We start from the raw sequence: 26,804 nt of genomic DNA on the forward strand, positions 1-26,804 counted from the left end.
CCCCCACGGGGACTTTCTGCTCGGTGTGGTCCGCTACGACCACCACGCCACCGGCGGAACCCGCCTGACCGCCACCCGCACCACCCACCTGATCGCCGACGAAGCCTTCCGCGCCCTGATCACGCGACACACCGGCTGGGAACCCCTCCTGGAACCCGTCGAACCCGCAGCCGTCTTCGCTCCCGCCGCCCCCGGCCGCGACCTGGCCTCGCCGGCCGCGCTCCTGCGCGCCGACGCCGAAGCCGTCGCCTTCCACGGCCGCGACACCGAACTCGCCGATCTCCACACCTGGTGCGTCACCGGCCCGGCCGGCACCGCCGTGCGCGTGTTGACCGGGCCCGGTGGACAGGGCAAGACCCGCCTGGCCCGCCGGCTCGCCGACACCCTCGGCCGCGAGGGCTGGGCCACCGGACACCTGCGCTCCGACCTCACCGACCACGACACCCACCCCCACAACCTCACCACCCTGACCACGTCACTGCCCCTGCTCGTCGTCGTCGACTACGCCGAAACCCGCCCCCGCCTGCTCCGCGACCTGATCACCACGCTCCACCCCTCCCGCCACCGCGTCAGGCTGCTACTGCTTGCCCGCTCCGACGGCGCGTGGCGCAAAGACGGACTCAACGCCCCACCCGCGGTCCGCGACCTGCTCGCCGCCGCCCCGGCAACCGAACTGACCCCGCTCAACCCCCGAGGCGAGCATTCCGCGCGACCTGCCCGGGATGGTGGGGCAGACCCAACGGCGGGCCGTGTCGGGACGTTTGCCACGGCGGCCCGGGACCTGGCCCTTCTGCTGCCCCGGGTGCCGACCGTGCCCGACTACGACTGGACGGCACTCGCAGTCCGGTTGCGCCCGCCGGACGACCTGGCCCACCCTCGCTACGACAACGCGCTCACGCTCCAGATGGCCGCCCTGGCCACGCTCCTCCAACACGGTCCCTCTCCCGCCGACACCGACCCGGGGGACTCGCTCGAGGAGATCCTTCTGCTCCACGAACACCGCTTCTGGGAAAGCTCCGCCGAGGCACCCGCCTACAAACTCGGCGGCCTGCCCACCACCACCCTCGGCGCCGCAGTCGCCGCCGCATCCCTGTGCGGGGCCTCCGACAAGGCCGAAGCCGTCGCCGTCCTGCGTACCGTGCCCGACCTGCCCACCGACAGGGTGCAACGCACCGCGGCCTGGGTGAAGGGGCTGTACCCGGCCGAACCCGACCACTACTGGGGCTCCCTCCAACCCGACCGCATCGCCGAATACCACGCCTCACACGCTCTCATCGACGACGAACTCGCCCTGACCGACGTGCTGCCCGCCGCCACTCCCGGCCAACAGGCCCGCCTCATCACCGTTCTGGCCCGCGCCACCATCGCTCACCACAACGCTGGCCGCATCCGCGACAGCACCCGGCTCCTGCGCATCCTCGACACCGACCTCGACACCGCCACCCTCGACCACACCGTCCTGCGGACCGCCACCGCCGCTCTGCCCCACCCCGCACCCCTCATTGCCCCCCTCGCCGCACGCCTCACCCAAGCCCTCGTCCAAGCCCTCTCCCAACGCCGAAGCGCGCACGCCGACCCGGCCGCGTACGAGCCCGAACTCGCCGCCTCGCTGTCCAACCTCGGCGTGAGGTTGTCGGAGGCGGGGCGGCGGGTCGAGGCCCTGACCGCAGCGCAACAGGCCGCAGAGATTTGTCGGCGGCTGGCGGCCGACAACCCGGCCGCCTACGAGCCCGACCTCGCCGACTCGCTGTCCAACTTGGGCATCCGGTTGTCGGAGGTGGGGCGGTGGGACGAGGCCCTGACCGCGACCGAACAATCGGTCGAGATCCGTCGGCGGTTGGCGGCCGACAACCCGGCCGCCTACGAGTTGGACCTCGCGGCCTCGCTGTCCAACTTGGGCATCGATCTGTCGATGGGGAGGCGGCAGGCCGAGGCCCTGGATGCGACCGAACAGTCCGTCAAGATCTACCAGCGGTTGGCGGCCGACAATCCGGCCGTGCAGCCCGGCCTCGCTGCCTCGCTGTCCAACCTGGGCATCCGGTTGTCGGAGATGGGGCGACGGGGTGAGGCCCTGACCGCAGCGCAGCAGGCCGTGGAGATTCGTCGGCGTTTGGCGGCCGACAACCCGGCCGCGTACGAGCCCGACCTCGCCCAGTCGCTGTGCAATCTGGGCATCCGGTTGTCGGAGATGGGGCGGGGGGACGAGGCACTGAACGCGACCGAACAATCCGTCGAGATCTACCGGCGGCTGGCGACCGACAACCCGGTAGCGTACGAGCCTGACCTCGCCCAGTCGCTGTCCAACCTCGGCGGCCGGTTGTCGGAGATGGAGTGGTGGGACGAGGCCCTGACCGCAGAACAGCAGGCCGTGGAGATCCGTCGGCGTTTGGCGACCGACAACCCGGCTGCCTACGAACCCGACCTCGCCCAGTCGCTATCCAATCTCGGCGTCGACCTGTCGGAGGTGGGGCGGGGGACGAGGCACTGACCGCAACCGAACGATCCGTCGAGATCCGTCGGCGTTTGGCGACCGACAACCCGGCTGCCTACGAACCCGACCTCGTTCAGTCGCTATCCAACCTCGGCGGCCGGTTGTGGGAGGTGGGGAGGCAGGACGAAGCCCTGACCGCGATCGAACAATCCGTCGAGATCTACCAGCGGTTGACGGCCGACAACCGGACCGCGTACGAGCCTGACCTCGCCGCCTCGTTGTCCAACCTCGGCATCCTGCTTTCGGTGGTGGGGCGGTGGGCCGAGGGCCTGACCGCGACCGAACGATCCGTCGAGATCTACCAGCAATTGGCGGCCGACAACCCGGCCGCGTACGAGCCTGACCTCGCCACCTTGCTGTCCAACCTCGGCATCCGATTGTCGGAGGGAGGGCGATGGGCCGAGGCACTGACCGCGACCGAACGATCCGTCGAGATCTACCAGCGGCTGGCAACCATGCGGCGACCCGTCCTACCGTCGTTGCTCCGAGTGCGCGGTTTGCAGGCGGTGTTGCTCGATGCGCTCGAACGTGAGGAAGAAGCGCAGGAAGTCAGCCGCTGGATCGATGAGAACCAACCCCACCTGATTCGCACAATCGACCATCTGTGAGAGATCTGAGAACGCCCCCGGGTGATCACGTTTCCGCAGGTCGCCACTCGCGGAAGTCCCCTCAAAACCCGCACGTTGTGCGAGGCACTTCCGAGAGACTTTCCGTATGGACCTCACGCCCGATCAGGCGGCACTCTCGGTAGAGCGTCACAACTGCCCGAACTGTGACGCGCCGGCCGGCAGCGCCTGCCGCACCCGGGCGGGAAGACCGCCACGAAGCACCACACGCCGCGCTTCGTCCTGGTGCCCGCGCTCCGTGAACACCTGGAAGTCCGGGTGCCCGCCGACCGGTTCCCCGGTCGGGTCTGGAAGCAGGGCCCCGTGCTCGCGGTCGTGCCCGCTCCCCGGACCGAGCAGCCGGTGAGGATCGGGTATGCCCGGACCTCGACCGCCCGCCAGGAGCTGGGCAGCCAGCTCGAAGCCCTCCGCCGCGCGGAGTGCCACAAGATTTTCCAGGAGCAGATCAGCACCCGGGTCAAGGTGCGGCCCGAACTGGAAAAGGCGCTCGCGCTGGCCCACCAGTTCAAGGAGGCCGCACCCCAGACGCCGGTGATCGTCACGGTGCACGAGCTCAAACGACTGGCCAGGAACACGGCAGAGCCGATGACACTGTCCGGCGAACTCCAGGCAGGCGGCATCCAACTCGAACTCCTCACCGGGCCGCTCACCGGCATCTACGACCCCCACGGCATGGGCGCAATGTTCTTCGCGGTGCTCGCGGTCGCCGGCCAGATCGAGCGCAACTACATCCGGGAGAAGACCCTCGAAGGACAGGTCGTCGCCGCGGCCAAGGGCAACCACGGCGGTCGGCCGAAGGTCATCGACGACGACATGCTCACCTTCGCCATCGCGCTCAAGGACAAGGGCGTCCCCGTCCCCGAGATCGCCAGGAAGCTCACCATCAAGACCGGGAAGAACGCGGGCAGGCACCCCTCGGTCGCCTCGCTGTACCGGGCCCTCGCCGAAGCCGAGGACGCCGCGATGGACGACAACCTGCCAACCAAGCCGAAGCCCGTCCGCATTCGCCGCCCCGACCCGCTGACGTCGGAGGAAGCCGACCTTCGTCAACGCCTCCGAGCCCAGGTACTTCAGGAGACGGAGACCGATTAGCCAGCAAGATCATTTTCAGCGCCAACGGCTGTACGCCTACTACTCGACCCCGGGATCGAACCGATCGTCCACGACGGCGTCAAGGCCCTCAGTCGCGACCGGCTGTTCTGGGTCGAGCAGAACTACCTGCGCGCGTCGACGCTGATCCTGGCCAACGCCCGCCTGGTCGACTTCCACACGCACCTGGCCCTGGTCCGAGCCTGGGGCGGCGGCGAACTCGCCTCCGCCGACGGGCTGCGGTTCATCACCCCGATCCGCACCCTCAACTCCGGCCCCAACCCCAAGTACTTCGGCGCCCGCCGGCTCGGCACCACCTTCTACAACTTCCTCTCCGACCAGTTCAGCGGCCTGCACGGCATCCTCATCCCCGGCACCCAACGCGACTCGTTCCACATCCTCGACGGCCTCATGGAACAGGAGACCTCCCTGCGGCCCACCGAGATCACCTCCGACACCCACGGCGCCTCAGAAATGGTCTTCGGCCTCTTCCGCCTCCTGGGCTACCAGTTCTCCCCACGCCTGGCGGACGCCGGCAGCGCCACGCTCTACCGCGTCGACCCCACCGCCGACTACGGGCCGCTCAACCCCCTGACCCGGGAACGGATCAACCTCAAACAGATCACCGCGAACTGGGACGACGTCCTGCGTGTGGCCGGCTCCCTGCACTCCGGCACCATCAAGGCGTCCGAGGTCATGCGCGACCTCGCCCCCGGCGGCAGACCCACCCCCACCGGCAAGGCCATCATGGAAATCGGCCGGCTCGACCGCAGCGCCTACCTGTCGACGTACTTCGCCGACGAGTTGCTGCGTCGCCGGGTCAACACCCAGCTCAACCGGCAGGAATCCCGCCACAACCTCGCCCGCAAGATCTTCCACGGGCAGAAGGGCGAACTCCGCGCCGCGTACCGGGAAGGTCAGGAGGACGCCCTCGGAGCCCTCGGACTGATGCTCAACATCGTGGTCCTGTGGAACACGGTGTACATGCAGCGGATCATCGAGGAGATGCGGGCCGAGGGACACCACGTCCGCGACGAGGACATCGCCCGTCTCACACCCTTGAAATTCGCACATGTGAACTTCCACGGCCGCTACAGCTTCGCCCTGCCCGCCGAGGTCGAGGGCGGGCAACTGCGCGCCACCCGCAAGCCCGCGGACACCACCGCCACGATCTAGGACGAACCGTCCGGCTCGCCCGCGCGGCGGGCGAGCCGGTAACGGACCTTCTCGTGCGACAGGCCCGCCAGTTCGCCGATCTGACGCAACCCCCAGCCCTCCGCCTTCGCCGCAGCCATAGCGCCGTCCAAAGCCGCGTCCGTCACCTCGCCCAGGGCCCGCCGCAACTCGACGACCAACCGCAACCGGATCGCGGGTGCCAGATCATCCAGACCGGCACAGAACCGCGCCACGTCCGCCTTCAGGAAACCGACCGTCGGGTCATCGCTCATCCACCCACCCTGACGGGCCGATTCACTCCGCGTCAAAAAGTTTGACACCAACGCCGGTTTTCCGTTCCATTCCTACCGGGATCCCTCGACCTGGGCCATGTCGGGGCCGATCGCGGTCACCCACGCCACCGCCACCACCCCCGCCCGGTCGTTTCGCCCCGATTCGGGGACTGTAAAACTAACGGTGGAACTTGATCATGAAAGTGACGCCGAGATATGACTGACGTGATGTCAGAGCCTGTGCAGGACAGCCCGGTTGAGGGAGCTGCGGATGACGCTGTGGACGGCCGGTTGATCGACGAGCTGGTGGGGCGGGCTCGTGCCCAGGGCCTGGATCTGGTGGGTGAGGGTGGGCTGTTGCAGCAGCTGACCAAGCGGATCCTGGAGTCCGCTCTCGAGGGTGAGATCACCGATCACCTCGGGTATGAGAAGCACGATCCGGCCGGGGACAACAGCGGGAACTCGCGCAACGGCACCCGCGCGAAGACGGTGTTGACCGATGTGGGCCCGGTGGAGATATCGGTGCCGCGGGACCGCGACGGGTCGTTCGAGCCGAGGATCGTCCGCAAGCGGCAGCGGCGTCTGTCGGGGGTGGACGAGATGGTGATCTCGCTGTCCGCGAAGGGCCTGACCACCGGCGAGGTCCGGGCCCACCTGGCCGAGGTCTACGGGGCCGACGTGTCGCGGCAGACGATCTCCACGATCACCGACAAGGTCCTCGACGGGATGGCCGAGTGGCAGAACCGGCCGCTCGACCGCGTCTACCCGGTCGTGTTCGTGGACTGCATCAACGTGAAGGTGCGGGACGGCAAGGTCGCCAACCGTCCGATCTACGTTGCGTTGGCGGTCACGGCCGAGGGACACCGGGACATCCTGGGGCTGTGGGCCGGCGACGGCGCCGAGGGCGCCAAGTTCTGGCTCCACGTGCTGACCGAGATCAGGAACCGCGGCGTCGAGGACGTGCTGATGCTGGTCTGTGACGGCCTTCGTGGCCTGCCCGACAGCGTCGAGGCCGTCTGGCCGAGGACGGTCGTGCAGACGTGTGTGGTGCATCTGCTGCGGAACAGCTTCCGCTATGCCGGACGGCAGGACTGGGACAAGATCGCCAAAGCCCTCAAGCCGGTCTACCAGGCGCCGACGGAGGAGGCCGCGCTGGAGCGGTTCGTCGAGTTCTGCGACGCGTGGGGGAAGAAGTATCCGGCGATCGTGCGGTTGTGGGAGAACGCCTGGTCGGAGTTCGTGCCGTTTCTCAACTTCGACACCGAGATCCGCACGGTGATCTGCTCGACCAACGCGATCGAGTCGGTCAACGCGCGGATCCGGCGGGCGGTCAAGGCCCGCGGGCACTTCCCCAACGAGCAGGCCGCCCTCAAGTGCGTCTACATGGCGATCATGTCCCTCGACCCCACCGGCAAGGGCCGCAAACGCTGGACATGCGCTGGAAAGCCGCCCTGAACGCCTTCGACATCGCCTTCGACGGACGACTGTCCACCGCACGCAACTGACCACTACACCAACCCCGTTACACCGTTTGTTTTACAGACCCGTATTTACTGACGTTTCCGGGTCTGATTGACGGTGTGTCAAATGTGGGCATGCCTGCTGTATGGGGAGCTCGGGGATGACTCCGGTGGAGCGGGAGCGCCGGGAGAGGTTGCGGTTGCGGGCGGTGGGTTAGTTCGCGGAGGGTGTGTCGCAGGCGGAGGTGGCGCGTCGGTCGGGTGTGTCGCCGCAGGCGGTGTCGGTGTGGCATCGCGCGTGGGTGGACGGCGGGACGGACGCTTGGCGCTCGGCTGGCCCGCCCGGCACGCGACGGCGTCTGTCGGACGAGGGTTTCGCCGAGGTGGCGGCGGTGTTGGAGGCCGGGCCGGAGGCCGCGGGTTTCACCGGGCAGGTCTGGACGCTCGCGCGGGTCGGGCGGGTGATCACGCGGGTCACCGGGGTGGTGTATGCGTCGCCGTCGAGTGTGTGGCGGCTGTTGCGAGCGCACGGCTGGTCGCGGCAGCGGTCGGCCCGGCGTGCGGTGGAGCGGGACGAGGAGGCGGTGACGACCTGGAGGAGCACGGTGTGGCCCCGGGTAGAACCACCGCGGAGCGCACGGGTGCGGTGATCGTGTTCGCGGACGAGACCGCGCTGTCCCTGTTGCCTCCGGTCCGCGCGACGTGGGCGCCGCGGGACAGAGCCCGACGTTGCGGGTGCGGATGGGGAAACGGCCGAAGACCTCGCTGGTCGGCTGGTGCTGTTACCCACCGGACGGGCTACCGAGGTTCCTGTATCGCATGGTGCCGGGCTCGGTCACCGACCGGGACCTGATCCGGCAACTCCCGGATATACACCGGACGTTCGATCACCCGATCGTTCTGGTATAGGACAACCCGGACAGTCGTCGCAGCCGGCGGATGTGCGCGTTCGTCGAACGCGTCGACTGGCTGACCCTGGTCTTCCTGCCCCCGTATTCTCCCGACCTCAACCCGGTCGAGGGCGGTTGGGCGCACCTCAAAAGCGGTCCTCTGGCCAACCTCGGTGCCCGCACCCTCGACGAACTCGTCTCCGTCGCCCGCCAATGCCTGTGGGACATCCAACATCGCCCCGCACTCCTCACCGGCTTTCTTGCCGCAACCGCCCTGACGCGATGACCACCAACAACCGGATCCGCAAAGCTCAGTAGCCGCTGTTGGGCAAGCCACGACAGCAGTTCGGTTACCCCGTGTCCCGCAATCAACCGAACAAAGCCCAGCTCAACAAGGAGAAACCGAAACCCGAACCGCTGCCGGCAACCCACCGACACCAACCCGCACACTCACACCGGTCTCGGCGTCGGTCGGCACGGTCGCGTGGCGGTGGCGCGCTCGAGCGCGAAGTCGTCCACGCCCAGGATCTGCGGAAACCGCGGCGGGGGCAGCGGGATTGCTGCCGGGACCCGCAGGGCGGTGCGCCGCGACAGCCCCGCTCCGAGCGCCTTCAGCGTCCGTGCGCCTGCGCGGCCTGCGAGTTCCCGCACCACGGCACGGACTTGGGTGAGCAGCCGCATCGTCCGCCGCTGGTAGCCCTCCAACACGCCGGGTATCTGCTCACGGAATGCGATGCGAAGGCAAGCCGACGTGGGGCAGACAAGGCGACGGAGCCGGGCGACCATGACCACCCGCCGGCCGTCGACGTGCACATCGGTCACCGTGCGTTCATGAAAGGCGTGCACTCGACCGGTCCGACTGCCGCAATCCGGGCAATCCACCGGACCGCCGGGCGTCCGGGTGCTCCCTCGGATGACCTCGCCCCCGTCCGCAACCTTCTCGACCACCAGCGGCGCAAGACCTGAAAACACCACGCCCACAAGCTCGTTCGCACTCAGCACTCGAACATGATCACGGAACCACACTTCGCTACCACCGGATGTGAGGCAGAGCCGTTCGATTCACAGACCCCGTGTTCTTGACGGGCGGCGCCATAGTGCATCGACATCGACGGGTGGGCGAGGTGGCGGGCGCGTCCGGCGGGAGGGAGCAGCGCGGTGGTCGTCGGGGAACACCGCCGTCGAGCGTCTCGCCATCCTGACGAGGCTCGCCCTGCTACGGGAGCCGCGCCTCGGTGGTCGCGTTTTCGATGGTCAGCCAGTCGTGCTGATGCGTGATCGTGAAGTCGTGGTCGTTGTTGCGGGCGATGGGCAGGGGGATGCCGGGGTCGATGTCCGCCCGGGCCGTGCCGGCGCCGGAGATCGCCGTGAGCGCGGCCAGGGCGACAGCGGCGGCGATTGTTTGCCTGCGCATGCTTTCTCCCGTGTTCGTGGTGAGATCCCGAAGCACGATCACACCCGACACCAACCGTCGACCGACCGCATTGATCCGATCGTGGGCCGGGTCCCCCTGCCCTCCGGCCCGGAGAACCGAACGCTCAGGTTCCGATGACGGCAACCGCCCGAAGTGTGCGCCCAACGCGTCGCGCCGTCCGTGACGTAGGTTCGCACGATGCGCATCATCTCGATCAATGCCTGGGGCGGCGCGAGGTACGGCGTCCTCGGTCCCTGGCTCGAAACCTGCCGGGCCGATGTCCTGTGTGTGCAGGAAGTGACCCACACGCCGGGACTCGGCGGTTGGACGCGATACGACGACGCGGAACGGTCGCTGCCCCAACGCGCGGACCTGTTGGCCGACATCCGGGCGAGGCTGCCCCGGCACCACGGACTCCACGTCGCCGGTGACTCCGGGCCCGTCCACGACGAGGATCGTCGGCGCCACCGACAGGACTTCGGCGTGGCGACGTTCGTTCACGACGGGTCGGCAATCATCGGCGTGCGTTCGGCCTTCCTGCACGGCGACTACACCGAACACCGGGACGAATGGCCCGCGGGCGACCGGCCCCGAGCGGCCCTGGCCGTACGCCTCTTCGACCGCGCGGCCCGACGCCACGTCACCGTCGTCAACGTGCACGGCCTGCGCGACCCGCAGGGCAAGGGCGATACCGAAGCCCGCCGCGCCCAGGCCCACCGCCTGGCACGGTTGGTGACCGACACCCGCCGACCCGCAGACCTCACCGTGGTCGCGGGCGACTTCAACGTGCTGCCCGACAGCGAAACCCACCGGATCCTGGCCGACCTGGGACTGACCGACCTGGTCGGCCGATCCGACACCAGAACCTCCCACTACGCCAAGGCCTGCCGGCACGTGAGCTACCTGCTGGTGTCCGACCCCGACGCCGTGACGCGCTTCGAAGTCCAGACCACACCCGAGGTGTCCGACCACCGCGCGTTGTTGCTCGAACTCCGAAGCGCTCAATAGGGCCCTCGGCCGGTCGCGGTGCCGGGTCGTATCCGGCGGGGTTCGGTCGGATACGGCCGTCTCGGCTCAACGCGACTGGTCCGCGCCGATGTTGGGTGGGTCCGGAATCGGATTCCCGAAGTAGTCGTGCGTGGTTCCGTCGCCGCCCGCCTTCACGGAACCGGTCCCGCGCGCGGGTGAACCGCTCTTCAGGCGGACATCGTCCGGGGCGGCCGGTTCGGCGGACACGAGCAGCGGATCGGCGCGGACACCCGCGGCATCGCGAGGCTGATCGGTGCGCCAGTACAGGTTGTTGCGGTAGGTGTTCACGGTGTCGCGAATGGGGGAGCCCGCCTGGCCGGTCGCGCCGACGAACACGTTGTCCTCGAAGGTGACCCCGGTGGAGCCGTTGCCCGAGACGAGCGCGGTGCCGGAGTACTTGGTGACGATGGTGTTGCGATAGACGCGCGTATCGGTGGCGGAGCGGCACACCACGGAGACGACGCCGTAGGGCGTGGCCATGTTCCGGTCGTTGACACTGATGTTGTCGTGGACACGATTGCCGTCGCTCGTCATGCCTTTGGCGTTGCAAACGAGCAGAAATCCGCCCTCGTTGTCATGGCTGTAGTTGTACCGGTAGACGTTGCGGTTGTTGCCGCCGTCGATGTCGTACGCCATGGAGTCATTTGTGCCATGGCCCCCCGTGACCTCGTTGTACTGATACAGCACGTCGTCCGAATCCCAGGCCCAGATACCGGCGTTGTATCCGGTCGAGCGCATGTTGAACCCGTCGACATAGTTGCCTTCGACGAGGGCGCCACGCGCCTTCTGGACGACGATGCCGTCGCCCCCTGCGTCGTACACCTTGTTGTGAGTGAACTCGATTCCGGTGGACTGCATTTGCTCTGCCCCCGACTTGCGTTCCCAAGTGGAGGAGGTGGCGATGCCGGTGCGGTCGACGTGGCGGACGGTGGAGCCGCTGACGCGGAGGTGGTCGAACCGGGTGGCCGTCGTGGACCCTTTCACGGCGAAGAGGATCCCCCCGCTCGGATCCGGGTCCTTGAAGTCGGCGCCGTTGACGTCGTGGACGTCTACGTCCTCGACGACGAAGTGATGGGCGACGCCGTAGTCGGTGAGTTCGACGTACAGGCCCGCGCGGCGGTCGGTGGTGGTGACGGGGCCGGTGTTGGAAAGGTCGAGGTTGCGGATCTCCCACTGTTCGGTGTCGATGAGCAGGAGTGCGGCGCGGGCACCCCCGCCCTCGATGTGCGGCTTGCTCTCGCTTTCGTCCCCGTAGGCATCGATCCGGACGGGCTCCCCGTCCGCTCCCTTTCCCTGTGGCGCGAGCACGCCTTCGCACTTCGTACCGCGCTTGAGGAGCAGACGTTCGCCGGGAGCGTAGGTGTGGGTGCCGGCCCGGGCGAGGCTGCGCCAGGGGGCGTCGGATGAGGTGCCGGTCGCGGTGTCGTCACCGCCCTGGCAGTCGAGGTAGTAGGTGGTGGCGTCGGCGGCGGTTGCCACGGGGGAGGCGGCCGTGGTCAGGGCGATGGCCAGCAGGAGGGCACGCAAGGACATGGCCCGGAACCTAGCGTCGGGGTCGTCTCACGGCCGGCGGACACGCCGGACGATACTTCCATCCGGTTGTGTGGCGCCTGCATCGGAACTCCGACAATCCGGGGATACCGCCCACACCTGACGTGCCGTCACCTCGTCCCGCGTGCCGAACGGGCCGTGGCGGGCCGCGCGATGGTGTCGGGGCGCTCAGGCGCGCGGTGAGCGCGCCTTGCGCCCCTGTTGCTCCGTTCGTGTGTCGCGGTGGAGGCATCCGAGCGGCGGTGGAGGTGATGGTCGCCCGGGGCGATGACGGGACGATCACATGTGGTGGGACCAGCGGTGTGCGTGTGGGTGAAAAACAGCCCGAGGGGAGGGCGTACACCGCGCGGATGCGCCCCGTATCCGCCGGTGTGCGCGGTCCTTTGCCTCCCTTGTTCCCCCACGCGCTCTCAACTCGATGGTTGTCGTGCTTGTAGCTTCTGGAGCGGTAGGAGTCCGCGTCGCCCGTCGGGTGGGTGCCTGCGGTCGGCCGCAGTACGTGGGAATTCCTTCCTGGACGGCCGGCTTCGCAGTTCCGCCTCTTCTCCGGGAGGTTCGCCATGAGGATGTTTCCCCACGTGTCCGTTGTCGCCGAGCTCACCGTCGTCGCGGGGAACGGTCATCGCGACACCCGCGCGCGCCGACGTCCCACAGCGGATGCGGGACGCGCCCCGTCCCGGCGGACGTCGACCCGAATCGTGCGAGCCAGGGGCCCGGCCTCGTGTCACCGCGATGCGCGAAACGACGGGAACGGTCGACCCGCGCACCCCGTACGGCCGGACGAACCCTTTCACTGTGCCCCGGTACGAAGCACATCCGGGTGACAACGCTCCGTCGACGAACACGCGGGAGGCGATGGCCGTGGAGAGATGGAACCTGGAGAACATCGCACGGATGGGGCAGCCCTATTCCGTCCTTGACCGGGGCACCGTACAGGGCCACGGGGGGCTGGCCATGACGTACCACCATGTCGTGCCCTACAACGTCCTGCGCAAGCTGTGGAACGACTCCCTGGAGACACCGGCCGACATGCAGTCGTTCATGGGACGGCTCGCCGAGCACGTGACCCTCTACGCGAGCATGCGCACGCAGCACGGAGGGCGCCTCCACCCCGACGATGTCGGGGCGGCGGGAGCGCTCGCGACGCTGATCGCCGGCGGCGCCGTGGTGCACGACAAGAGCGCCCGCCGGCCCGGTGGCTTCGATGATCTGGTGACGATCTACCAGTGGTTGCCGGGCAACCTGTTCATCGGCCCGACGGAGCGTGCCGACGATCCGCACGAGAGGTTCGAGAGCGGAGCACGTCCGGTACTCCACGTCGACGACGGGGACGGCGACGCACGCTTCGAGCATCTGCAGCATGCCTACGCGTCGGTCCAAAACGCGCGACTCGCCGCGTGGCAGGCACTCGAGGCGACGCAACCCTATGTCGCTCCCGCGCCGTTTCGCGACGGCGATTGGGTCTGGGACCAGACTCTCGACGGTCCCCGGATCGTGGCCGACCCACCGGCACGGTAAGGACGCGGAACCCCCGACGTGCCGCCTCTGCGAGCAACGAGTCGAAACCCACGATCGAGAAAGCGGGACCATTCCATGACTGCCACACCATCGGATCCCACCATCGAGGAACGCCGAGCCCGCATCCAGGCGTTGCTCCTGCCGGCACCCACATCACTGCCCGTTCGCGACGTTTCCGTGCGCGAGGACGGCGACGGCGGCTACGTCGACGACGGTTCCCTCATCTCCTTCGTGGCCGACGTCTCCGGCCAGGCCCGCCAGGACGTCCTCGACTCCTGCCTGCTCGCGCAACTGGGGGCCAACGCCGTCGCACCACGCGAGGAGGAGGTCGAGAAGTGGTACCAGAAGTACAAGGAGGTCCTGGGCCATTGCGGGTGGACGATCAGCGGCCAGGGTTTCGACACCTGGGACTCCGGGACCGCCTCGTTCAAGGTCGACAAGATCATCTTCGAGGTGCTGGCCGCCCTGTTGACGCAAAACGAGCTGGCGGTCGCGACCAAGACCCTCGACGCGTTGACGAAGCTGGGCGAGGACGACGAGAAGGTACGGATCTTCGAGACCAAGAGCTCGAGCAGCCACGGCGGAAACTTCCAGATCGGCGTGTGCAACCAGACGAACGACTCGGTCGCCATGCGCCTCGGCGCCTTCTACTACTCCGTGAGCCAGTCGGTGACCAATTTCCTCTGGTTCGAGTTCAGCAGTTCGGACGCCCACTTCTGGCAGGGCAAACGCCAGGCGACCCTCAACGACCGTGCCTATGCGGTCGTCCGCGACCAGATCATCACGAAGCTCGACGTCCGCCGCGGACAGTACATCCGTGACCTGGAGATCTGACCGGCACCCGACGGCCCGGCGAAGTCGACGTCGTTCCGGACATCGTTCCGTATGCCGATGCCGGATCCCGCCCCGTGAACAACAGGAGTCGCCATGCCCCGAGTCAAACTCACCTACTTCCAGGGCCACCACTGGTCCGCGCCCATCTCCCTGACCGACTCCGACGCGGCCCGACCGTCCCTGACCGTCCTGTCCCGACCGGACAACGACCCCGTCCTGTTCTGCCTGACCGTCTCCGACGGCGGCTGCCGGCTGAGCTCCACCACCGACGGAACCACCTGGTACACCTCCAACCAGGCCCCACCCGCGCACCCCGCCGACAACACCGCCGCCGCCCTCGTCGCGTTCCATCCGGAAGGCGGCACGCCCCTGCTCCATCTGTTCTGGACCGACGACCAAGGCGACACGTACTGGTCGACCGCCACCAACGGCACCGAATGGAGCAAACCCACGAACGTTCCCCACATGCCCAGCGGCGACGGCGCTCCCGCCGCCGCGATCCTCGACGACGCCCTCCACCTCGTCAAAGGCAGCGACACACCCTCATACGCCACGTACGACGGAAACGCCTGGACGAAACAACCCGCCCCGCAACAGGCCACCTTCCCGCACCTCGCCCCCTACCTCGGAGTCCTCTACTGCACCGGCCTGTCGACGGACACGGACGGCACCCCGTATCAGACCTTCGACGGCACCGGATGGGCCTCTCAACGCAAGATCGCCTGGAACGACACCTCCCAGGACACCGCCCTCGCCGCCTATGAAGGCGACCTCCTCGTCGCCGTAACCACGGCCGGCGACCACCTCGCATACACCACCACCAAGGACGGCGCCACGTGGGCTCCCGTCGCCGCGTGCCACACCCCCGCCGACCCCAGCACAACAGGGGTCGACATCGCACGCTTCGGCACCACGCTCCACTGCGCCTATACCGCGGACGAATGACCGCCGGGTCGGAGGGACACCGGGCAGGGCACCGCCCGGCACCGGAACCTCGAACGCGTGCACCACCTCGCCGCATCGTCGACCGGGAGATGCCTCCGGGGCATTCTCCGATTCGTCCACGCGAGGTCCCGACGTCCCAAGCCCGAGGCCCGAGGCCCGAGGCCCATCGAACCGTATGATTTCCATGTGTGGAGGTTCATGATGAGCAAGACCGTCAGCGGCGTGGTCAGTTCCGGTGGCCAGCAGATTTCCGGCACCGGATACACCGTGTTCCACGTCAAGACCGGCCACTACAAGGTCACGTTCTCCGCCGCGTTCACCGCGTTGCCCGCCGTCGTCACCACCCTCCGCAACGTGGACACGGCTCGCTGCGGCGCTTATGTCTACGAGGCAACCCCGTCCGGCTTCAACCTGGCCACCGGCGACGGGCAGGGCTCACCCGGGGATGCCGAGTTCGCCTTCGTAGCCGTCGGCTGACGAACGAACCGGCCGACCTCGCGCCGCCACGGCACGCCGGGACGGGCCACGACACGGCATCCGAACCGCGTATCCGCGCCTGCGCGTGACGACCGCGACTGCGGTGCAGGAGAAGGCCACCCGTCGCCGACCGTCATCCGCCTCGTGTCGGCGTCTCGGCGAGATGCCGACACGAGGCGACCGGCCGTGTCGGGCCGTATGCCCGCGCCGGGCACGGGCGGGGTGACGCCCGCGGCCCGGCGCCCTTCGATCACGCCGCGCCAGGCACGATCACCTTCGCCAGTTGGCCCGCGGCGCCGATCACGACGCCACCGCCCAACACGATCGACGCGACGCCCAACACGATTCGACGCTTCATACGTGCGCGCACATCCGCCTCCGGGGTGGGGTTCGCCGATTGAGCGTGACGCGACCATCCTCGCGAGTCGCGGTGATCGACTCAAGACGCCCGGTGGACGGCGGAGCGACGGGATGGGGACCGGCATCGGCGAAGTCGCATCAACCGTCGCGACTTCTCCGGGTTCGGAGCCAGTAGCCGCGTGACGGCAACCCGGTGACTCCGTTCGTTCGCGGCCACCTGCCGGCCGAATCCCTCGACCGCGCCGCATTGTGGTGTGCGCGGCAGACCGCATATGCCGGCGCACCGCCAAGACGGCGTGCGTACCGATGACCAATCCCCGACGAGCACGAAGCCCCCGTCCGGGAAGGATGGCGGGAGGCCCGTGATCGCCGAACCGGGCTACACGGCGACCCACGCGGACAAGTCGTATCCGGATGCACGTGCGGCGGGTCTGTGAATCGAACGGCTCTGCCTCACATCCGGTGATAGCGAAGTGTGGTTCCGTGATCACGTTCGAGTGCTGAGTGCGAACGAGCTTGTGGGCGTGGTGTTTTCAGGTCTTGCGCCGCTGGTGGTCGAGAAGGTTGCGGACGGGGGCGAGGTCATCCGAGGGAGCACCCGGACGCCCGGCGGTCCGGTGGATTGCCCGGATTGCGGCAGTCGGACCGGTCGAGTGCACGCCTTTCATGAACGCACGGTGACCGATGTGCACGTCGACGGCCGGCGGGTGGTCATGGTCGCCCGGCTCCGTCGCCTTGTCTGCCCCACGTCGGCTTGCCTTCGCATCGCATTCCGTGAGCAGATACCCGGCGTGTTGGAGCGCTACCAGCGGCGGACGATGCGGCTGCTCACCCAAGTCCGTGCCGTGGTGCGGGAACTCGCAGGCCGCGCAGGCGCACGGACGCTGAAGGCGCTCGGAGCGGGGCTGTCGCGGCGCACCGCCCTGCGCGTCCCGGCAGCAATCCCGCTGCCCCCGCCGCGGTTTCCGCAGATCCTGGACGTGGACGACTTCGCGCTCGAGCGCGCCACCGCCACGCGACCGTGCCGACCGACGCCGAGACCGGCGAACGTATCGATGTCCTGCCCGGCCGCGGCGTCGGCGAGCCGGAAGGATGGCTGCGAGGCCATCCGGGTGTCGAGATCGTCCGCCGGGACGGCTCAGGCGCTTACGCCGAGGCGATACGCCGTGCGCTTCCCGACGCGGTGCAGGGCAGCGATCGGTGGCATTCATGGCGGAACCTCTGTGAGGAAACGCTTGCCGAGGTCCGCTCGCACAGCTCGTGCCGGGCCACCGTCAACCCGCCCCGGCCCGGCGGCGTCCACGAGCAGACCACCCGCGAACGCCGGCATCGGGTCCACGACCTGCCCGGCAAAGGCGTCAGCCTGCTCGAATGCGCCCGCCGGCTGAACGTGTCCCCGAACACCGTCAAACGGTACGCACACACCCGCGAACCCGACGCCCCGCGACGCCCCCCGCGCTACCGGCCCACCCTCGTCGACCCCTACCGGACCATCTGCGCGCACGCCGCGCGACCGACCCCGCCGCGCCCGTGACCCGGCTCTTCCAGGAGATCAAGGAACTCGGCTACACCGGCAGCTTCAACCTCCTCCACCGCTACAGCACCCAGGGCCGAGCCGAGGGCGACTGGCCCGTGACCACGCCCAGGCGCTTCGCCCGCCTTCTCCTCACCCGCCCGGACAACCGGGACACCGACCTCATCCGAGACCTCACCGCCGCATGCCCCGAGATGACACAACTCCCCACCCACATTGCCGAGTTCGCCTCTTGCCTGGCCCCCGCTCAGGGAAACGACACCAGGCTCACGGCATGGATCACCGCAGTCCGCGCGTCCGACCTTGGCCGTCCGCACGCCTTCGCCAACGGCCTCGAACTCGACCGCGCAGCAGTCGACGCCGCGCTCACCACACCCCACCACAACGCACGCACCGAAGGCGTCAACACCCGAACCAAACGCATCATGAGGCAGATGCACGGACGAGCCGGATTCGACCCCCTCCACCACCGCATCCTCCTCCCATGACACTCACGCAGAGCTACCACCGGAAGTGAGGCAGAGCCGTTAGTTTTACAGTCCCGTCCAGGGATCATTCTCCGCCCACAACGAAGACCTCAGCGAGTATGTGTGGCGAATTCGGATTCACGTAGATCCGATCGCGTCAGAAGGATGCCGAGTTCTCGACACGCCAGATTGAAGAGCTCCACGAAGGATTCATCCTGCTCGTGATGTGTGCGAAGCAGCTCGACGAGAGCAGGAGTATTCGTTTCTGCGAAGAAACCTCCCGAAACCCCGGGTTCGAAGGACGCCTCGATCCTTCCGGACCGTGCGTACTCGATCCACGTGAGTGCGTTTACATTCCACATGAAGGACACGGCCTCGCCGTTCCGGGAGGCCCACTCGGTGACGGATGCGGCGTCGACGCCCAGCATATGGAAGCAATACGACCAGTTCCCGGCGCGGCCGGCCCTGAGGATCATCCCACCGGGATAGCAACGGGGATCAAGCACGTCGTCGGGCGAGGGCGGCCGAAGTACCGTTCCCGAGCCCCCCACTGCCCGCAACAGGTTCGACGGATCAACGTTGGTGGCAAAGACGATGCTCCCCTCTTCCTGATATTCGGTGCGCAGCCACGCGGGATCGGCGGAATCCATCATTCCTCCTTGGCGGTTGTCCGTGAAGACCCCGAACGACATAACCAACCAGTCGGGTATGTCGGTTTTCTGGGCCTTCAATGAATCGCGGTCAGCACATAGGTTTCCCGTGGAGGAAGCGCCCTCCACTTGGTGAAAGCGAGGGGTTTTGCCCAGGAGCGAAATGTTATCAGCGGCACGATATCGAGTTCTACCATTGGTTCTGACGGTGGCCGCCATCGGCGGAGCCTTGGTCGCAGGAGCATCGACGCCCGCGCTCGCGACCCCCACTCCGATGCCCCCGGCGTCCGCATCCGGCGGTCCGACCGCGTCGTCGCCGCCCGGTTCCGCCACCACGACACGGGCGGATGCGACGCCGAGTGCCGCTGCGACCGCGACGGCCACGCCGCCGGCATCCCGGACGGCGACGCCGATTCCGCCCGGAAAAGGGCCCACCGATCTCTCGTGCCTGCCGCAGCGGGTGGAGCCTGATGTGGCCTACGGCTGCGGGTCCCTGGGGTCGGGGGTGCCGACCTCCACGGAGACGCCCTTCGTGCCATCCGCTTCGTCGATTGCGGCGGCCGGCCCGGAAGAGCCGTGCGATCCGGGTACGGGAGCGGGTGAGACGAGTTCCTACGGGCGGTTCTCCTATTGCGCTCGATACCCCACGTTTCACTACAGCGTCGTGCGACAGGGGCAGGTTCTCGGAGGGCTTCAGGGCGTTCTCGTGGACCGATTGGTGATGTTCAAGGACAGCGGCGTGGTCACGCATCGCGTCAACATCAAAATCACCAGGGCGGATGCCTCGATGGACGGGACCATCGTCCGCATGATCACCGAGTGCACCGTCGCCGGCAACTCCATCACCCAGATCATGGGAGGTGTCGGCGCCGAACTCAACTTCGAGCATCAAGCCACATGGAAACCGACCTTACCCGACCCCGTCAGCGGATCGGTGTCCGGGTTGCAGTTCACCATGAAATACGAAATGGACACCCCGATAGCGGACAAGGAGATACCGGGCAGCTGGCGTCCCGCCCAGAACCCTCGCTGTGACAACACGCTCAACCTCGCGACGCCTGGATGCGTTATTCCGGAGTACAAGCCCACCGCGGACGTGTCCAACACCGGATCGTCCGCCGCAATGATCTACTACGCGTAGACACAGATGGCGGGGGCCTGGGGACTCAGGCTCGCCAACGGAGGCGGAAAGCCCCTCACCCGCAGCCAGGCCGACTCGGTGGAGTCCGGCAAGTCCTGGAGCGACATGAGTCGTCAGATCATCTGTAAGCGCAAGTACAACCACGACCCCAGTTTCCCGGCCACGGACAACCCCAGCTGCGACGAGTATCCCTTCGCCGCCACCTTCCAGACGGCGGGCAAGGGCGGATTCGCACGACTGGGAGCCGTCGAAGACGGTTCGGTCTGCACCCAGATTGTCGCCACCCGACCCGCGGTCGGCGCCCCGTACGACAACGTACGCGTCCTGGGCACCGCAGATCCCGCCGCGCCGTGCATCCGCGGAACGGTTCCCTTGGATCAGAACACGGACGCCGGACGAGCCATCGGGTCGACCTTCATCTCCGAATTGCACGTCCTGCGTGGGGACGATTTCTGGGTTCACGCGGCTCCCTCGGGTGGGTGGGGCAACTGCGCGACGGTCGGACGGCCGATCGTTCCTTTCGCCGCCACGTTCGACATTCCGCTCTGCGGGCCGATCCTGGACGTGTTCAACCGCGCCGGAGGTGCCACCGTCCTGGGGTACCCCCTCGCCCAAGGCTCGACCCCCGACGGCGTCGGGAAGTACATCCATCTCCAGGCACGCGGGGCCACCGAACCGAACACCTCCATCTACTGGAGCCCCACAACCGGCGCGCACACCATCACGGGGAGCATCAGGGCGAAATGGCTCCGCCTGGGTGCCGAGGCCACACTGGGCTATCCGATGACCGACGACACCAAGGCCCCGGATGGCCAGGGGCACTTCAACCACTTCTCCATCGGGAACAACTCGATCTATTCGACCCCCACCGGAGGCGCCTGGCAGATCGGCGGGGCGATCCGCGACAAGTGGCAGCAGTTGGGTTGGGAACAAGGCATCGGTTACCCCGACACCGACGAGACGACCACCTCCGACGGAACGGGCCGTTTCAACCACTTCCGCAGGCTCGGTGCGAGCACCGGCAGTGACTCGATCTTCTGGACTTCGGGCACCGGAGCCCACCAGATCGGCGGGGCGATCCGCGACAAATGGACGGCGGGAGGATCCGAGCGAGGCGCCGGATACCCGACCACCGACGAGACGGCGACCCCCGACGGCCAGGGGCGGTTCAACCACTTCCGCGGCCCCGGCATGGACCGCGACAGCGAATCCATCTACTGGCATCCCAAGGTGGGCGTGTCGCGGATCCGCTCCGCGTTCCGCGACAAGTGGCTGACCTTCGGTGCGGAACGCGCGAGCGGCTATCCAGTCGGCGACGAGACCGGCACCGGGAGCAGTCAAGGAGCGGAGCAGTACACGGCTCGGATCGACGCGCAGGGCAACGCCTATCTGTTCCTGAGGTTCCTGTGGGGCCCTGCCTCCGGAACCCACTTCACACCCGCATCGTGGCGCAACTACCCGGGGCCGAACTCGTGGATGGGCTTCCCCACGAAGGAGCACGCCTACGACCCCGGCCAACCGATCGCAAACTTCTACACCTTCCAGTCCTTCCAGGGCGGATGCCTCGGCAAGTACACCTCCACCCCCGCCGGACAGATCGACGCCGTCGCCAACTCGACCGGTCTCTGTCGGGCGAACTACCAGGAGATCACCCCCGCCACCTGGAACACCAAGACGCTGCGGGAGAAGCTCCCGATGGAGCAGAACCCCATCCCGCTGGACAGTGTCCTGACTTCTGACGGTCAGATCTCGTCAGACAAGCTCCGGGCCGCCACCGCCGGACGATAGTTGCGAGAGGCAACACGCGTGGAGGGCCGGTGGTGTGGCCCTCCACGCGTTTCCTCTCGCTTGTCGGCGGCCGCGGCAGTGTGTCGAGCGCCTCACATTCCGTCCGCGGTCGATTGGTCCGGAACTCGGTCGTCGTCACATCGATCGACGAGGCGCACCAGGAGACGGAGTGCCGCCGGCCGCTCCAGAGCCTCCTGCGCACCATCCACGACGGCCCTCGGACCACCCTTTCAGGGGAATGCGGGCGAACAAGGCCTGCGGAGAACGCGTGGACCGGTGCCAGGGTTCATACGGCCGAGACCCGGTCCCGGTGCCCGCCATATCTGCTCGCTGCTCCGCGCCCCCGGGTGCCTGTACGCGCCCCTGTCGGTACCGATCGTTCAGGGCGCACACCGGTGGCCGGAAGGATGGGCGACCGAGGGAGGGGCGTTGTGAGGGAGCGTGTGCTCAGGACCCGTGTGCGGGGTGAGGAGGTCGAACCGCCCGGCACGATCGCCGGGATCCGTCAGGCGCTGACCAGCGACGCGGAACGGGCCGAGTTCGAGCGCGAGGTGGAGAACATCGGGGCCGACGAGATGTTCGGTGTCCCGGCGAAGTGGGCGTTGCGCACCTCCAGGCCCACGACCCGGACGAGGACGCCCTCGTGGACGCGAAGGGGACCTCGAAGCACCCCGCCGCACGTCTAGACCGTTCGGGTGGCGGGCCTGCGGCACGGCGGCGCCGGAGGGCGATTCGGGGACGGGTCCCGGCGCGGCCGCGACCGACGGCGAGAGGGTCGAGGTGCGGCTCGGAACGTGGGTCAACAACCAACGCACCAGGCGCGGATCGCTCGACGAGGAACGGGTAGGGCTGCTCGGCGAACTCGGCGAGAGGTGGTGAGGCGGGGCGGGAGTGTTCGTGTTCGGTGGATGTGAGATCCGCAGTGAGATCCAGGGGATACCGCCTCGCCGCTCCTGCGTCCGTGATACCGATCTGCGAGTGCCGCCAGGTCCACGCCTCCGTGAGGATGTAGCGGGACACATCGGGTCGGCGTGTTCGGGGCGGTTGGCCGTCAGCGCTGGGCGCGGATCAGGGCGTTGAGGCTGTCGAGGACTTCGCGGTCGGCGGCGAGCGTGAAGAGTTCGTCGGCGGCGAGGGGTTGGGCGCGATCGGTGCCCCGGGCGGGGATGTCCAAGGAGACCAGGTACCGGGACTTGTCCTGGGCGGTCAGGATGCTGACCCGGACGAACGTGATGCCGCTGGACAGGTCGGTGTGGCGCGCGGCGACGGCCTTGCCGCCGTCGGGCAGCGTGCGCCGTTCGCAGGTGTCGCCAGGCACGTCCGGGCCGCCGGGCATGCCGGGGGCAGACCGCACAACCCGCGTCGGCCGGGCAGGCCGTAGTACGTGCGTACCGCCTGATCGCTGGCGGCGAGCCGCAGCGTGCGCCCGTCGCGGAGCGTCAACACGTACCAGGGGCCGTCGTGATCCGGGTCCTTGGCCACGGACGCGACCGTGTCGGGCAGACGGCGATCGAGAACCTCACGCAGTCGCTCCTGGGCGACGTCCGCCACCTTCGTCCGTTCGAGATCCCCGGCGATCTGCGACGCGGCCGCTTCGGGCGTCTCGCGGCCCGGCTCCGCGGGTCCCGTCGTCCGCGCGGCCCGCCCCGGCGACACTGTCGGGAGCGGGACGGCGCCGGCGGTGACGAGGCCGGCGGCCGCCAGGGCCGCGATACCGGTGGCCAAGCGGCGGCGCCGGTGGACGGTCCGTCCCCGGCTGCGGGCTGCGGCGCCGAAGTCGGGTAGCGGGGTTCGTCGTTCAGGTCGGGCAGCGCACGGTCGGACACGTCGTGCAGTGCAGCCTCGGTGAGCATGGGTCCGTCGTCTCCTCGGGTCGTCGCCTCGGTCCTGTTCGGGTGGGGTTCGGCGTTCGGGGCTCGCACTCGCACCACGCGGTCGGGGTCGCCCTGTGTCGGCGGCATGGACGCGAAGACGCCTCTCGGGCACGTCGTCGCGTCATGGGCGCGGCAATTCGGCGAGCGCGTCGCCGAGGAGGGTTCGCAACTGGACCGGACCGCGCGCCGTCCCCGAGCGCGCCGCACTCGGCGTTCGGTCCAGCAGCTCTGCGGTCTGCTCGATGCTCCGGTCCTCCCAAGAACCGCAGCACCAGAATCGTCCGGTAGCCCGGCGACATCAGCGACGACGCGGCCATCAGCGACACCCGTACGTCCGGCTCCCCGGCGCGGGCCGTGGTGGGTGCGTCCGGCAAGTCCCCCAGCGGCGCCTCGCCGTTGGACTTCTTGCGCGTGGTGTCGATGTACGCCCGGATCAGCACCTTGCGGGCATAGTCCGCCCGGGCACCGGGCTCGCGGATGCGTCTGCACCGGATGTAGACGCTCCTCAGCGTCGTCTGTACCGGGTCCTCGGCGGCGTGCCAGTCGCCGCACAGCAGATACGCCGTCCTGCGCAGCGACGCCCCGCGTGCGACGACGAACGCGTCGACGTCGACCTCGTCGTTCGTTCTCATTCCCTGCCCGGTCCTCCCGTGCGCTTTCGCGCTGTCGCTCAAGAGGACGGAACCACCGCGACGAAAAGCTGCGTGGCGGCCGGGACATCATCCGGCCCGTGATCCACCCGCGCGGCTCCCGCCCTCCCCCGTATAGGACTTCCCGGCCGCGGGGCCGGAACAGGTCGTACCCGGCGGGCGGATCGCCGCTCCGTGGGCCGCCGCCCGGGCCGCCTACGGCACCCCGAGCCTCGACGTCGACGCCGACGGCATCGCGCGCGGGCGGTTCGGCCCCGCTTGGGCGTTCATGGCCATGTGCGGCCACCGCTCCCCCGTCGCCGACGTCGTCCGCCCCGATCATCGACACCCTCGCGGCGAACATACGCACCCTGATGATCCTGGCCGCCACCAACGGACCACCGCCCGACCGGCGTTGATCGCCGGCGGCCCCGCCGCGGCCGGGGAGAACACCGCCCTGCACCCGCGTCGGACGCGCCTGCCACCTCGCGGAGGCCGCCCGACGGGGCGGGAGGGCGAAGGGCGTGGCGGTGGCGTACGTTCTCGTACCGCCCGGCGCGACCGCCAAGACCCTCGCCGCCGAGTTCGCCCGCTACCTCGGCATCCCCGTCACGGCCCGGATGACACAGGCACAGATCACCGAAGCCGTCTGCCACACCTACAACCGGGCAGGGGTCCGCCTGGTCCTCATCGACGAGAACCCGCCGCCTCAACCCGGTCGTACCACCACCGGCGCGGAAACCGCCGATTTGCTGAAGGACCTCACCGAACGCATCGGTGCGACGTTCGGGTACGCGGGCATCGACGTCACGGCGACCGCGTTGTTCAGCGGTGTGCGCGGAGCACAACTCGCCGGACGCGCCTCGTTGGTCGAGTGCGGGGCGTTCCCCGCGCGGCTCGGCACACGCAAACCGTTCAAAGAGTTGATCGCCGGCGTGAAACCCGCCCCGCCAAGCCGCCATCACTGCGATCGACGACGGCACCGAACGCAGCACCAGAACCAGCCTCGACCGGATCCGCATCGACCACCTCGCCGAAACACACCAACGTCCCAGCACCGCAACCAGGTCCCGCTCACCCCGGCGATAGACACACCCGGGGCCTGCAGCCATGCAAAACCCTGTGACCTGCGTAAACACGGTCCGGGCCTTTAGACGCACAGGCTATGTGCAACACACCCGGGTGTTCTCAACACAACCGCATCAATCCAAGGCCAGACCCTCACGACCTTCGCCCGGACAGCCACGAAACGTTCTCACGCAACCTGCAAAACCCCAGCCCACACCACCACCCACACAGCAACCACCACCCCCGGAATCACACGACGCCGACGGCGGCGAACTCGGCTACGACACGCTCCTTTACACGCTCGGCAGCCACGGCGTTGTCGGCGTGGCCGAGCACGCCTTCGACGTCTCCGCCGGGCCCTCGGCGGTACGTCTGCGCGAACGCCTGGACAGACGGTGGGAGCGTGGTGGTCGTCGGCGACGGGCTGGCCGGCATCGAGACCGCCGAGGCCCGGCCCGGCCCGGCGGTGGCGTTGGTCGCCCGAGGCGAACTGGGCGCCCGGCTCTCCGCCGGAGCCCGGGCCGTCTGCGCGGGGCCTGCGACCGGTCGCCGAGGTTGTCGACCACGAAGTCTCGTACATCGTGCCGGACTTCACGAACTCGACGGTGTGTCGGTTGGCGTACAGCGTCCCGTCGGTCAGTCCCTCGTGGACCTCGACACTGCCCTCGGCCACGGCCGCGCACAGGTGGGCGATGTGCGCGACGAACTCGCCGCGATCGGCCGTTCCCCGTCCGTACGTTGACGGTAGTCGGGGGCGAAGTGCCGGTCGGCGGCTTTCTGGAGGTCGGGCTCCGGGGTGAGCGGGAGATCGGTGAGGGCGGCCTTGATGGTGGTATTGCTCATGATCATTCTTCGGGAGGCTTGGGTGCCCTGTGGCGTGCGCCGCGCGCGAAGGCGGTGGGGGACCGGAGGGGCTACTTCCACATGATGAGGAGGAAGACCGGGACCAGGAGCAGGAAAACCCACGGTTCGATCAGGATCAGCAACCCCAGGCCGGTGTACACGGCCGCCTCGGCCACACGGTGCTTGGTGGCCTTCCTCTTCTTGGTCTTGGTCTTGGTCTTGGCTTTTTTGGCCGTGCACTTCCCGGCGTCTTCGTGGGCGGACTCGGTGGATGTCCCGATGTCGTGTTTGGCGAGAGAGATGGGGGATCCGGTCGATGTGTCGGTGTGGTTGGTCATGGTGATCCCTGTTCGGTGACGGGTGTTGGGTCGACGGGCCGGGGCCGCCGGTCGGCGGCGTCGGGTGCATCGATCGGCTGCTGCGCGGTGGCTCGACACCTCGGCATGGGAGCGGGGGTACCACCGGTGTTCGGTGCTTCGGGTAGTGGTCGAGCGCGTGGCGCAGATCGCGGGATACGGCGGCGACCGGCGCGTCGCTCCAGGATTCGTCGGTACGGACCGTCATGACGCCGCCCTGCTCGCCCGACGTCCGGACGTGGGCGCCTTCGATGCCTTGCAGCCTTACACCGTCGATGTTGCCGTGCGAACGTCGGCGAGCGGGGTCTGCACCGTGATGGAG

General features: G+C 68.3%; 21 protein-coding genes and 6 pseudogenes. 19 read left to right on the forward strand and 8 right to left on the reverse strand.

The window, feature by feature from the left end; genetic code table 11:
* Positions 1 to 25: 25 nt before the first annotated feature.
* The 4 genes from B4N89_RS35905 (at position 26) to B4N89_RS35920 (ending at position 5,382) form a co-directional block, all read left to right on the forward strand.
* On the forward strand, positions 26 to 2,488 hold the full coding sequence (locus tag B4N89_RS35905) for a tetratricopeptide repeat protein (RefSeq protein WP_078980780.1): 2,463 nt from the start codon (positions 26 to 28) through the stop codon (positions 2,486 to 2,488).
* Positions 2,489 to 2,523: 35 nt separating this feature from the next.
* Entirely contained in the window at positions 2,524 to 3,099 is a 576-nt protein-coding gene (locus B4N89_RS35910) for a tetratricopeptide repeat protein (protein ID WP_161500932.1), read from the forward strand.
* A gap of 243 nt (positions 3,100 to 3,342) precedes the next feature.
* On the forward strand, positions 3,343 to 4,209 hold the full coding sequence (locus B4N89_RS35915; protein WP_235619131.1) for a recombinase family protein: 867 nt from the start codon (positions 3,343 to 3,345) through the stop codon (positions 4,207 to 4,209).
* A gap of 63 nt (positions 4,210 to 4,272) precedes the next feature.
* The gene (locus tag B4N89_RS35920; RefSeq protein WP_268812585.1) at positions 4,273 to 5,382 is read left to right on the forward strand and encodes a transposase; all 1,110 of its coding nucleotides are present in this window, start codon (positions 4,273 to 4,275) and stop codon (positions 5,380 to 5,382) included.
* Here the strand turns inward: B4N89_RS35920 and B4N89_RS35925 are convergent.
* Complete coding sequence (locus tag B4N89_RS35925; protein WP_078980783.1) at positions 5,379 to 5,654, reverse strand: hypothetical protein; 276 nt, start codon at positions 5,652 to 5,654, stop codon at positions 5,379 to 5,381. The two genes, B4N89_RS35920 and B4N89_RS35925, sit on opposite strands and share 4 nt — an antisense overlap.
* A gap of 216 nt (positions 5,655 to 5,870) precedes the next feature.
* Between B4N89_RS35925 and B4N89_RS35930 the strand changes: the two are divergent.
* The 4 genes and pseudogenes from B4N89_RS35930 to B4N89_RS53465 form a co-directional block, all read left to right on the forward strand.
* Positions 5,871 to 7,159, forward strand: a pseudogene (locus B4N89_RS35930) (IS256 family transposase).
* A gap of 185 nt (positions 7,160 to 7,344) precedes the next feature.
* A pseudogene (locus B4N89_RS53255) lies at positions 7,345 to 7,425 on the forward strand (helix-turn-helix domain-containing protein); the annotation flags it as partial.
* 81 nt (positions 7,426 to 7,506) lie between these two features.
* Entirely contained in the window at positions 7,507 to 7,764 is a 258-nt protein-coding gene (locus tag B4N89_RS51915; protein ID WP_235619132.1) for a helix-turn-helix domain-containing protein, read from the forward strand.
* A 304-nt stretch (positions 7,765 to 8,068) separates the two neighbouring features.
* Positions 8,069 to 8,165: pseudogene (locus tag B4N89_RS53465) on the forward strand (transposase); the annotation flags it as partial.
* A 296-nt stretch (positions 8,166 to 8,461) separates the two neighbouring features.
* Here the strand turns inward: B4N89_RS53465 and B4N89_RS35945 are convergent.
* Positions 8,462 to 9,006, reverse strand: a pseudogene (locus B4N89_RS35945) (transposase family protein); the annotation flags it as partial.
* A 214-nt stretch (positions 9,007 to 9,220) separates the two neighbouring features.
* Positions 9,221 to 9,418 (reverse strand): hypothetical protein, encoded by a 198-nt coding sequence (locus B4N89_RS35950; RefSeq protein ID WP_143658201.1) that lies wholly within the window; start codon positions 9,416 to 9,418, stop codon positions 9,221 to 9,223.
* A 198-nt stretch (positions 9,419 to 9,616) separates the two neighbouring features.
* Here B4N89_RS35950 and B4N89_RS35955 point away from each other — a divergent pair, with 198 nt between their 5' ends.
* Positions 9,617 to 10,426 (forward strand): endonuclease/exonuclease/phosphatase family protein, encoded by an 810-nt coding sequence (locus B4N89_RS35955; RefSeq protein ID WP_078980787.1) that lies wholly within the window; start codon positions 9,617 to 9,619, stop codon positions 10,424 to 10,426.
* Positions 10,427 to 10,492: 66 nt separating this feature from the next.
* Here the strand turns inward: B4N89_RS35955 and B4N89_RS35960 are convergent, their stop codons facing one another.
* Complete coding sequence (locus B4N89_RS35960) at positions 10,493 to 11,926, reverse strand: right-handed parallel beta-helix repeat-containing protein (RefSeq protein ID WP_161500934.1); 1,434 nt, start codon at positions 11,924 to 11,926, stop codon at positions 10,493 to 10,495.
* A gap of 927 nt (positions 11,927 to 12,853) precedes the next feature.
* Between B4N89_RS35960 and B4N89_RS35965 the strand changes: the two genes are divergently transcribed.
* The 5 genes and pseudogenes from B4N89_RS35965 to B4N89_RS53470 all read left to right on the forward strand — a co-directional run bounded on the left by B4N89_RS35965 (position 12,854) and on the right by B4N89_RS53470 (position 18,154).
* Positions 12,854 to 13,516, forward strand: coding sequence for a hypothetical protein (locus tag B4N89_RS35965; RefSeq protein ID WP_078980789.1), 663 nt, complete (start codon positions 12,854 to 12,856; stop codon positions 13,514 to 13,516).
* Positions 13,517 to 13,591: 75 nt separating this feature from the next.
* The gene (locus B4N89_RS35970; RefSeq protein WP_078980790.1) at positions 13,592 to 14,350 is read left to right on the forward strand and encodes a hypothetical protein; all 759 of its coding nucleotides are present in this window, start codon (positions 13,592 to 13,594) and stop codon (positions 14,348 to 14,350) included.
* Between the two features lie 93 nt (positions 14,351 to 14,443).
* The gene (locus tag B4N89_RS35975; RefSeq protein ID WP_078980791.1) at positions 14,444 to 15,295 is read left to right on the forward strand and encodes a hypothetical protein; all 852 of its coding nucleotides are present in this window, start codon (positions 14,444 to 14,446) and stop codon (positions 15,293 to 15,295) included.
* Positions 15,296 to 15,493: 198 nt separating this feature from the next.
* A complete protein-coding gene (locus B4N89_RS35980) occupies positions 15,494 to 15,772 on the forward strand; it encodes a hypothetical protein (RefSeq protein WP_078980792.1) in 279 nt (92 codons plus the stop codon).
* A gap of 860 nt (positions 15,773 to 16,632) precedes the next feature.
* Positions 16,633 to 18,154: pseudogene (locus B4N89_RS53470) on the forward strand (ISL3 family transposase).
* Positions 18,155 to 18,243: 89 nt separating this feature from the next.
* Here the strand turns inward: B4N89_RS53470 and B4N89_RS49205 are convergent.
* Complete coding sequence (locus B4N89_RS49205) at positions 18,244 to 19,218, reverse strand: hypothetical protein (protein ID WP_143658202.1); 975 nt, start codon at positions 19,216 to 19,218, stop codon at positions 18,244 to 18,246.
* Between the two features lie 286 nt (positions 19,219 to 19,504).
* Between B4N89_RS49205 and B4N89_RS35995 the strand changes: the two genes are divergently transcribed.
* The 3 genes from B4N89_RS35995 (at position 19,505) to B4N89_RS36005 (ending at position 22,398) form a co-directional block, all read left to right on the forward strand.
* Positions 19,505 to 19,924 carry a hypothetical protein gene (locus B4N89_RS35995; protein ID WP_143658203.1) on the forward strand — a complete coding sequence of 140 codons (420 nt, stop codon included), beginning with the start codon at positions 19,505 to 19,507 and terminating at the stop codon, positions 19,922 to 19,924.
* Between the two features lie 105 nt (positions 19,925 to 20,029).
* A complete protein-coding gene (locus tag B4N89_RS36000; protein ID WP_161500935.1) occupies positions 20,030 to 21,712 on the forward strand; it encodes a hypothetical protein in 1,683 nt (560 codons plus the stop codon).
* Positions 21,713 to 22,155: 443 nt separating this feature from the next.
* Positions 22,156 to 22,398: a hypothetical protein gene (locus B4N89_RS36005; protein ID WP_143658204.1), complete on the forward strand. Its 243-nt coding sequence runs from the start codon at positions 22,156 to 22,158 to the stop codon at positions 22,396 to 22,398.
* 365 nt (positions 22,399 to 22,763) lie between these two features.
* On the opposite strand, the gene B4N89_RS36010 is transcribed toward B4N89_RS36005, so the two are convergent.
* Positions 22,764 to 23,048, reverse strand: a complete 285-nt coding sequence (locus B4N89_RS36010; protein ID WP_078980797.1) for a hypothetical protein — start codon at positions 23,046 to 23,048, stop codon at positions 22,764 to 22,766.
* Between the two features lie 1,697 nt (positions 23,049 to 24,745).
* On the opposite strand from B4N89_RS36010, the gene B4N89_RS36020 reads away from it, so the two are divergent.
* Both B4N89_RS36020 and B4N89_RS51935 read left to right on the forward strand, forming a co-directional pair.
* Positions 24,746 to 25,369, forward strand: coding sequence for a TniB family NTP-binding protein (locus tag B4N89_RS36020; protein ID WP_414646451.1), 624 nt, complete (start codon positions 24,746 to 24,748; stop codon positions 25,367 to 25,369).
* A gap of 169 nt (positions 25,370 to 25,538) precedes the next feature.
* A pseudogene (locus tag B4N89_RS51935) lies at positions 25,539 to 25,829 on the forward strand (oxidoreductase); the annotation flags it as partial.
* A gap of 90 nt (positions 25,830 to 25,919) precedes the next feature.
* Here the strand turns inward: B4N89_RS51935 and B4N89_RS48205 are convergent.
* The gene (locus B4N89_RS48205; protein ID WP_201261090.1) at positions 25,920 to 26,126 is read right to left on the reverse strand and encodes a hypothetical protein; all 207 of its coding nucleotides are present in this window, start codon (positions 26,124 to 26,126) and stop codon (positions 25,920 to 25,922) included.
* Between the two features lie 71 nt (positions 26,127 to 26,197).
* Entirely contained in the window at positions 26,198 to 26,464 is a 267-nt protein-coding gene (locus tag B4N89_RS36030) for a hypothetical protein (RefSeq protein ID WP_078980799.1), read from the reverse strand.
* Positions 26,465 to 26,804 lie beyond the last annotated feature (340 nt).

The sequence above is a fragment of the Embleya scabrispora genome, from assembly GCF_002024165.1.
Lineage (GTDB): Bacteria > Actinomycetota > Actinomycetes > Streptomycetales > Streptomycetaceae > Embleya > Embleya scabrispora_A.

Coding starts and splice junctions, on each gene's coding strand:
- B4N89_RS35925 (WP_078980783.1), bottom strand. CDS start 5,654: ATGAGCGATGACCCGACGGTCGGTTTCCTGAAGGCGGACGTGGCGCGG.
- B4N89_RS35950 (WP_143658201.1), bottom strand. CDS start 9,418: ATGCGCAGGCAAACAATCGCCGCCGCTGTCGCCCTGGCCGCGCTCACG.
- B4N89_RS35955 (WP_078980787.1), top strand. CDS start 9,617: ATGCGCATCATCTCGATCAATGCCTGGGGCGGCGCGAGGTACGGCGTC.
- B4N89_RS35965 (WP_078980789.1), top strand. CDS start 12,854: ATGGCCGTGGAGAGATGGAACCTGGAGAACATCGCACGGATGGGGCAG.
- B4N89_RS35970 (WP_078980790.1), top strand. CDS start 13,592: ATGACTGCCACACCATCGGATCCCACCATCGAGGAACGCCGAGCCCGC.
- B4N89_RS35975 (WP_078980791.1), top strand. CDS start 14,444: ATGCCCCGAGTCAAACTCACCTACTTCCAGGGCCACCACTGGTCCGCG.
- B4N89_RS35980 (WP_078980792.1), top strand. CDS start 15,494: ATGATGAGCAAGACCGTCAGCGGCGTGGTCAGTTCCGGTGGCCAGCAG.
- B4N89_RS35995 (WP_143658203.1), top strand. CDS start 19,505: ATGTTCAAGGACAGCGGCGTGGTCACGCATCGCGTCAACATCAAAATC.
- B4N89_RS36000 (WP_161500935.1), top strand. CDS start 20,030: ATGAGTCGTCAGATCATCTGTAAGCGCAAGTACAACCACGACCCCAGT.
- B4N89_RS36010 (WP_078980797.1), bottom strand. CDS start 23,048: ATGCCCGGCGGCCCGGACGTGCCTGGCGACACCTGCGAACGGCGCACG.
- B4N89_RS48205 (WP_201261090.1), bottom strand. CDS start 26,126: ATGAGCAATACCACCATCAAGGCCGCCCTCACCGATCTCCCGCTCACC.
- B4N89_RS36030 (WP_078980799.1), bottom strand. CDS start 26,464: ATGACCAACCACACCGACACATCGACCGGATCCCCCATCTCTCTCGCC.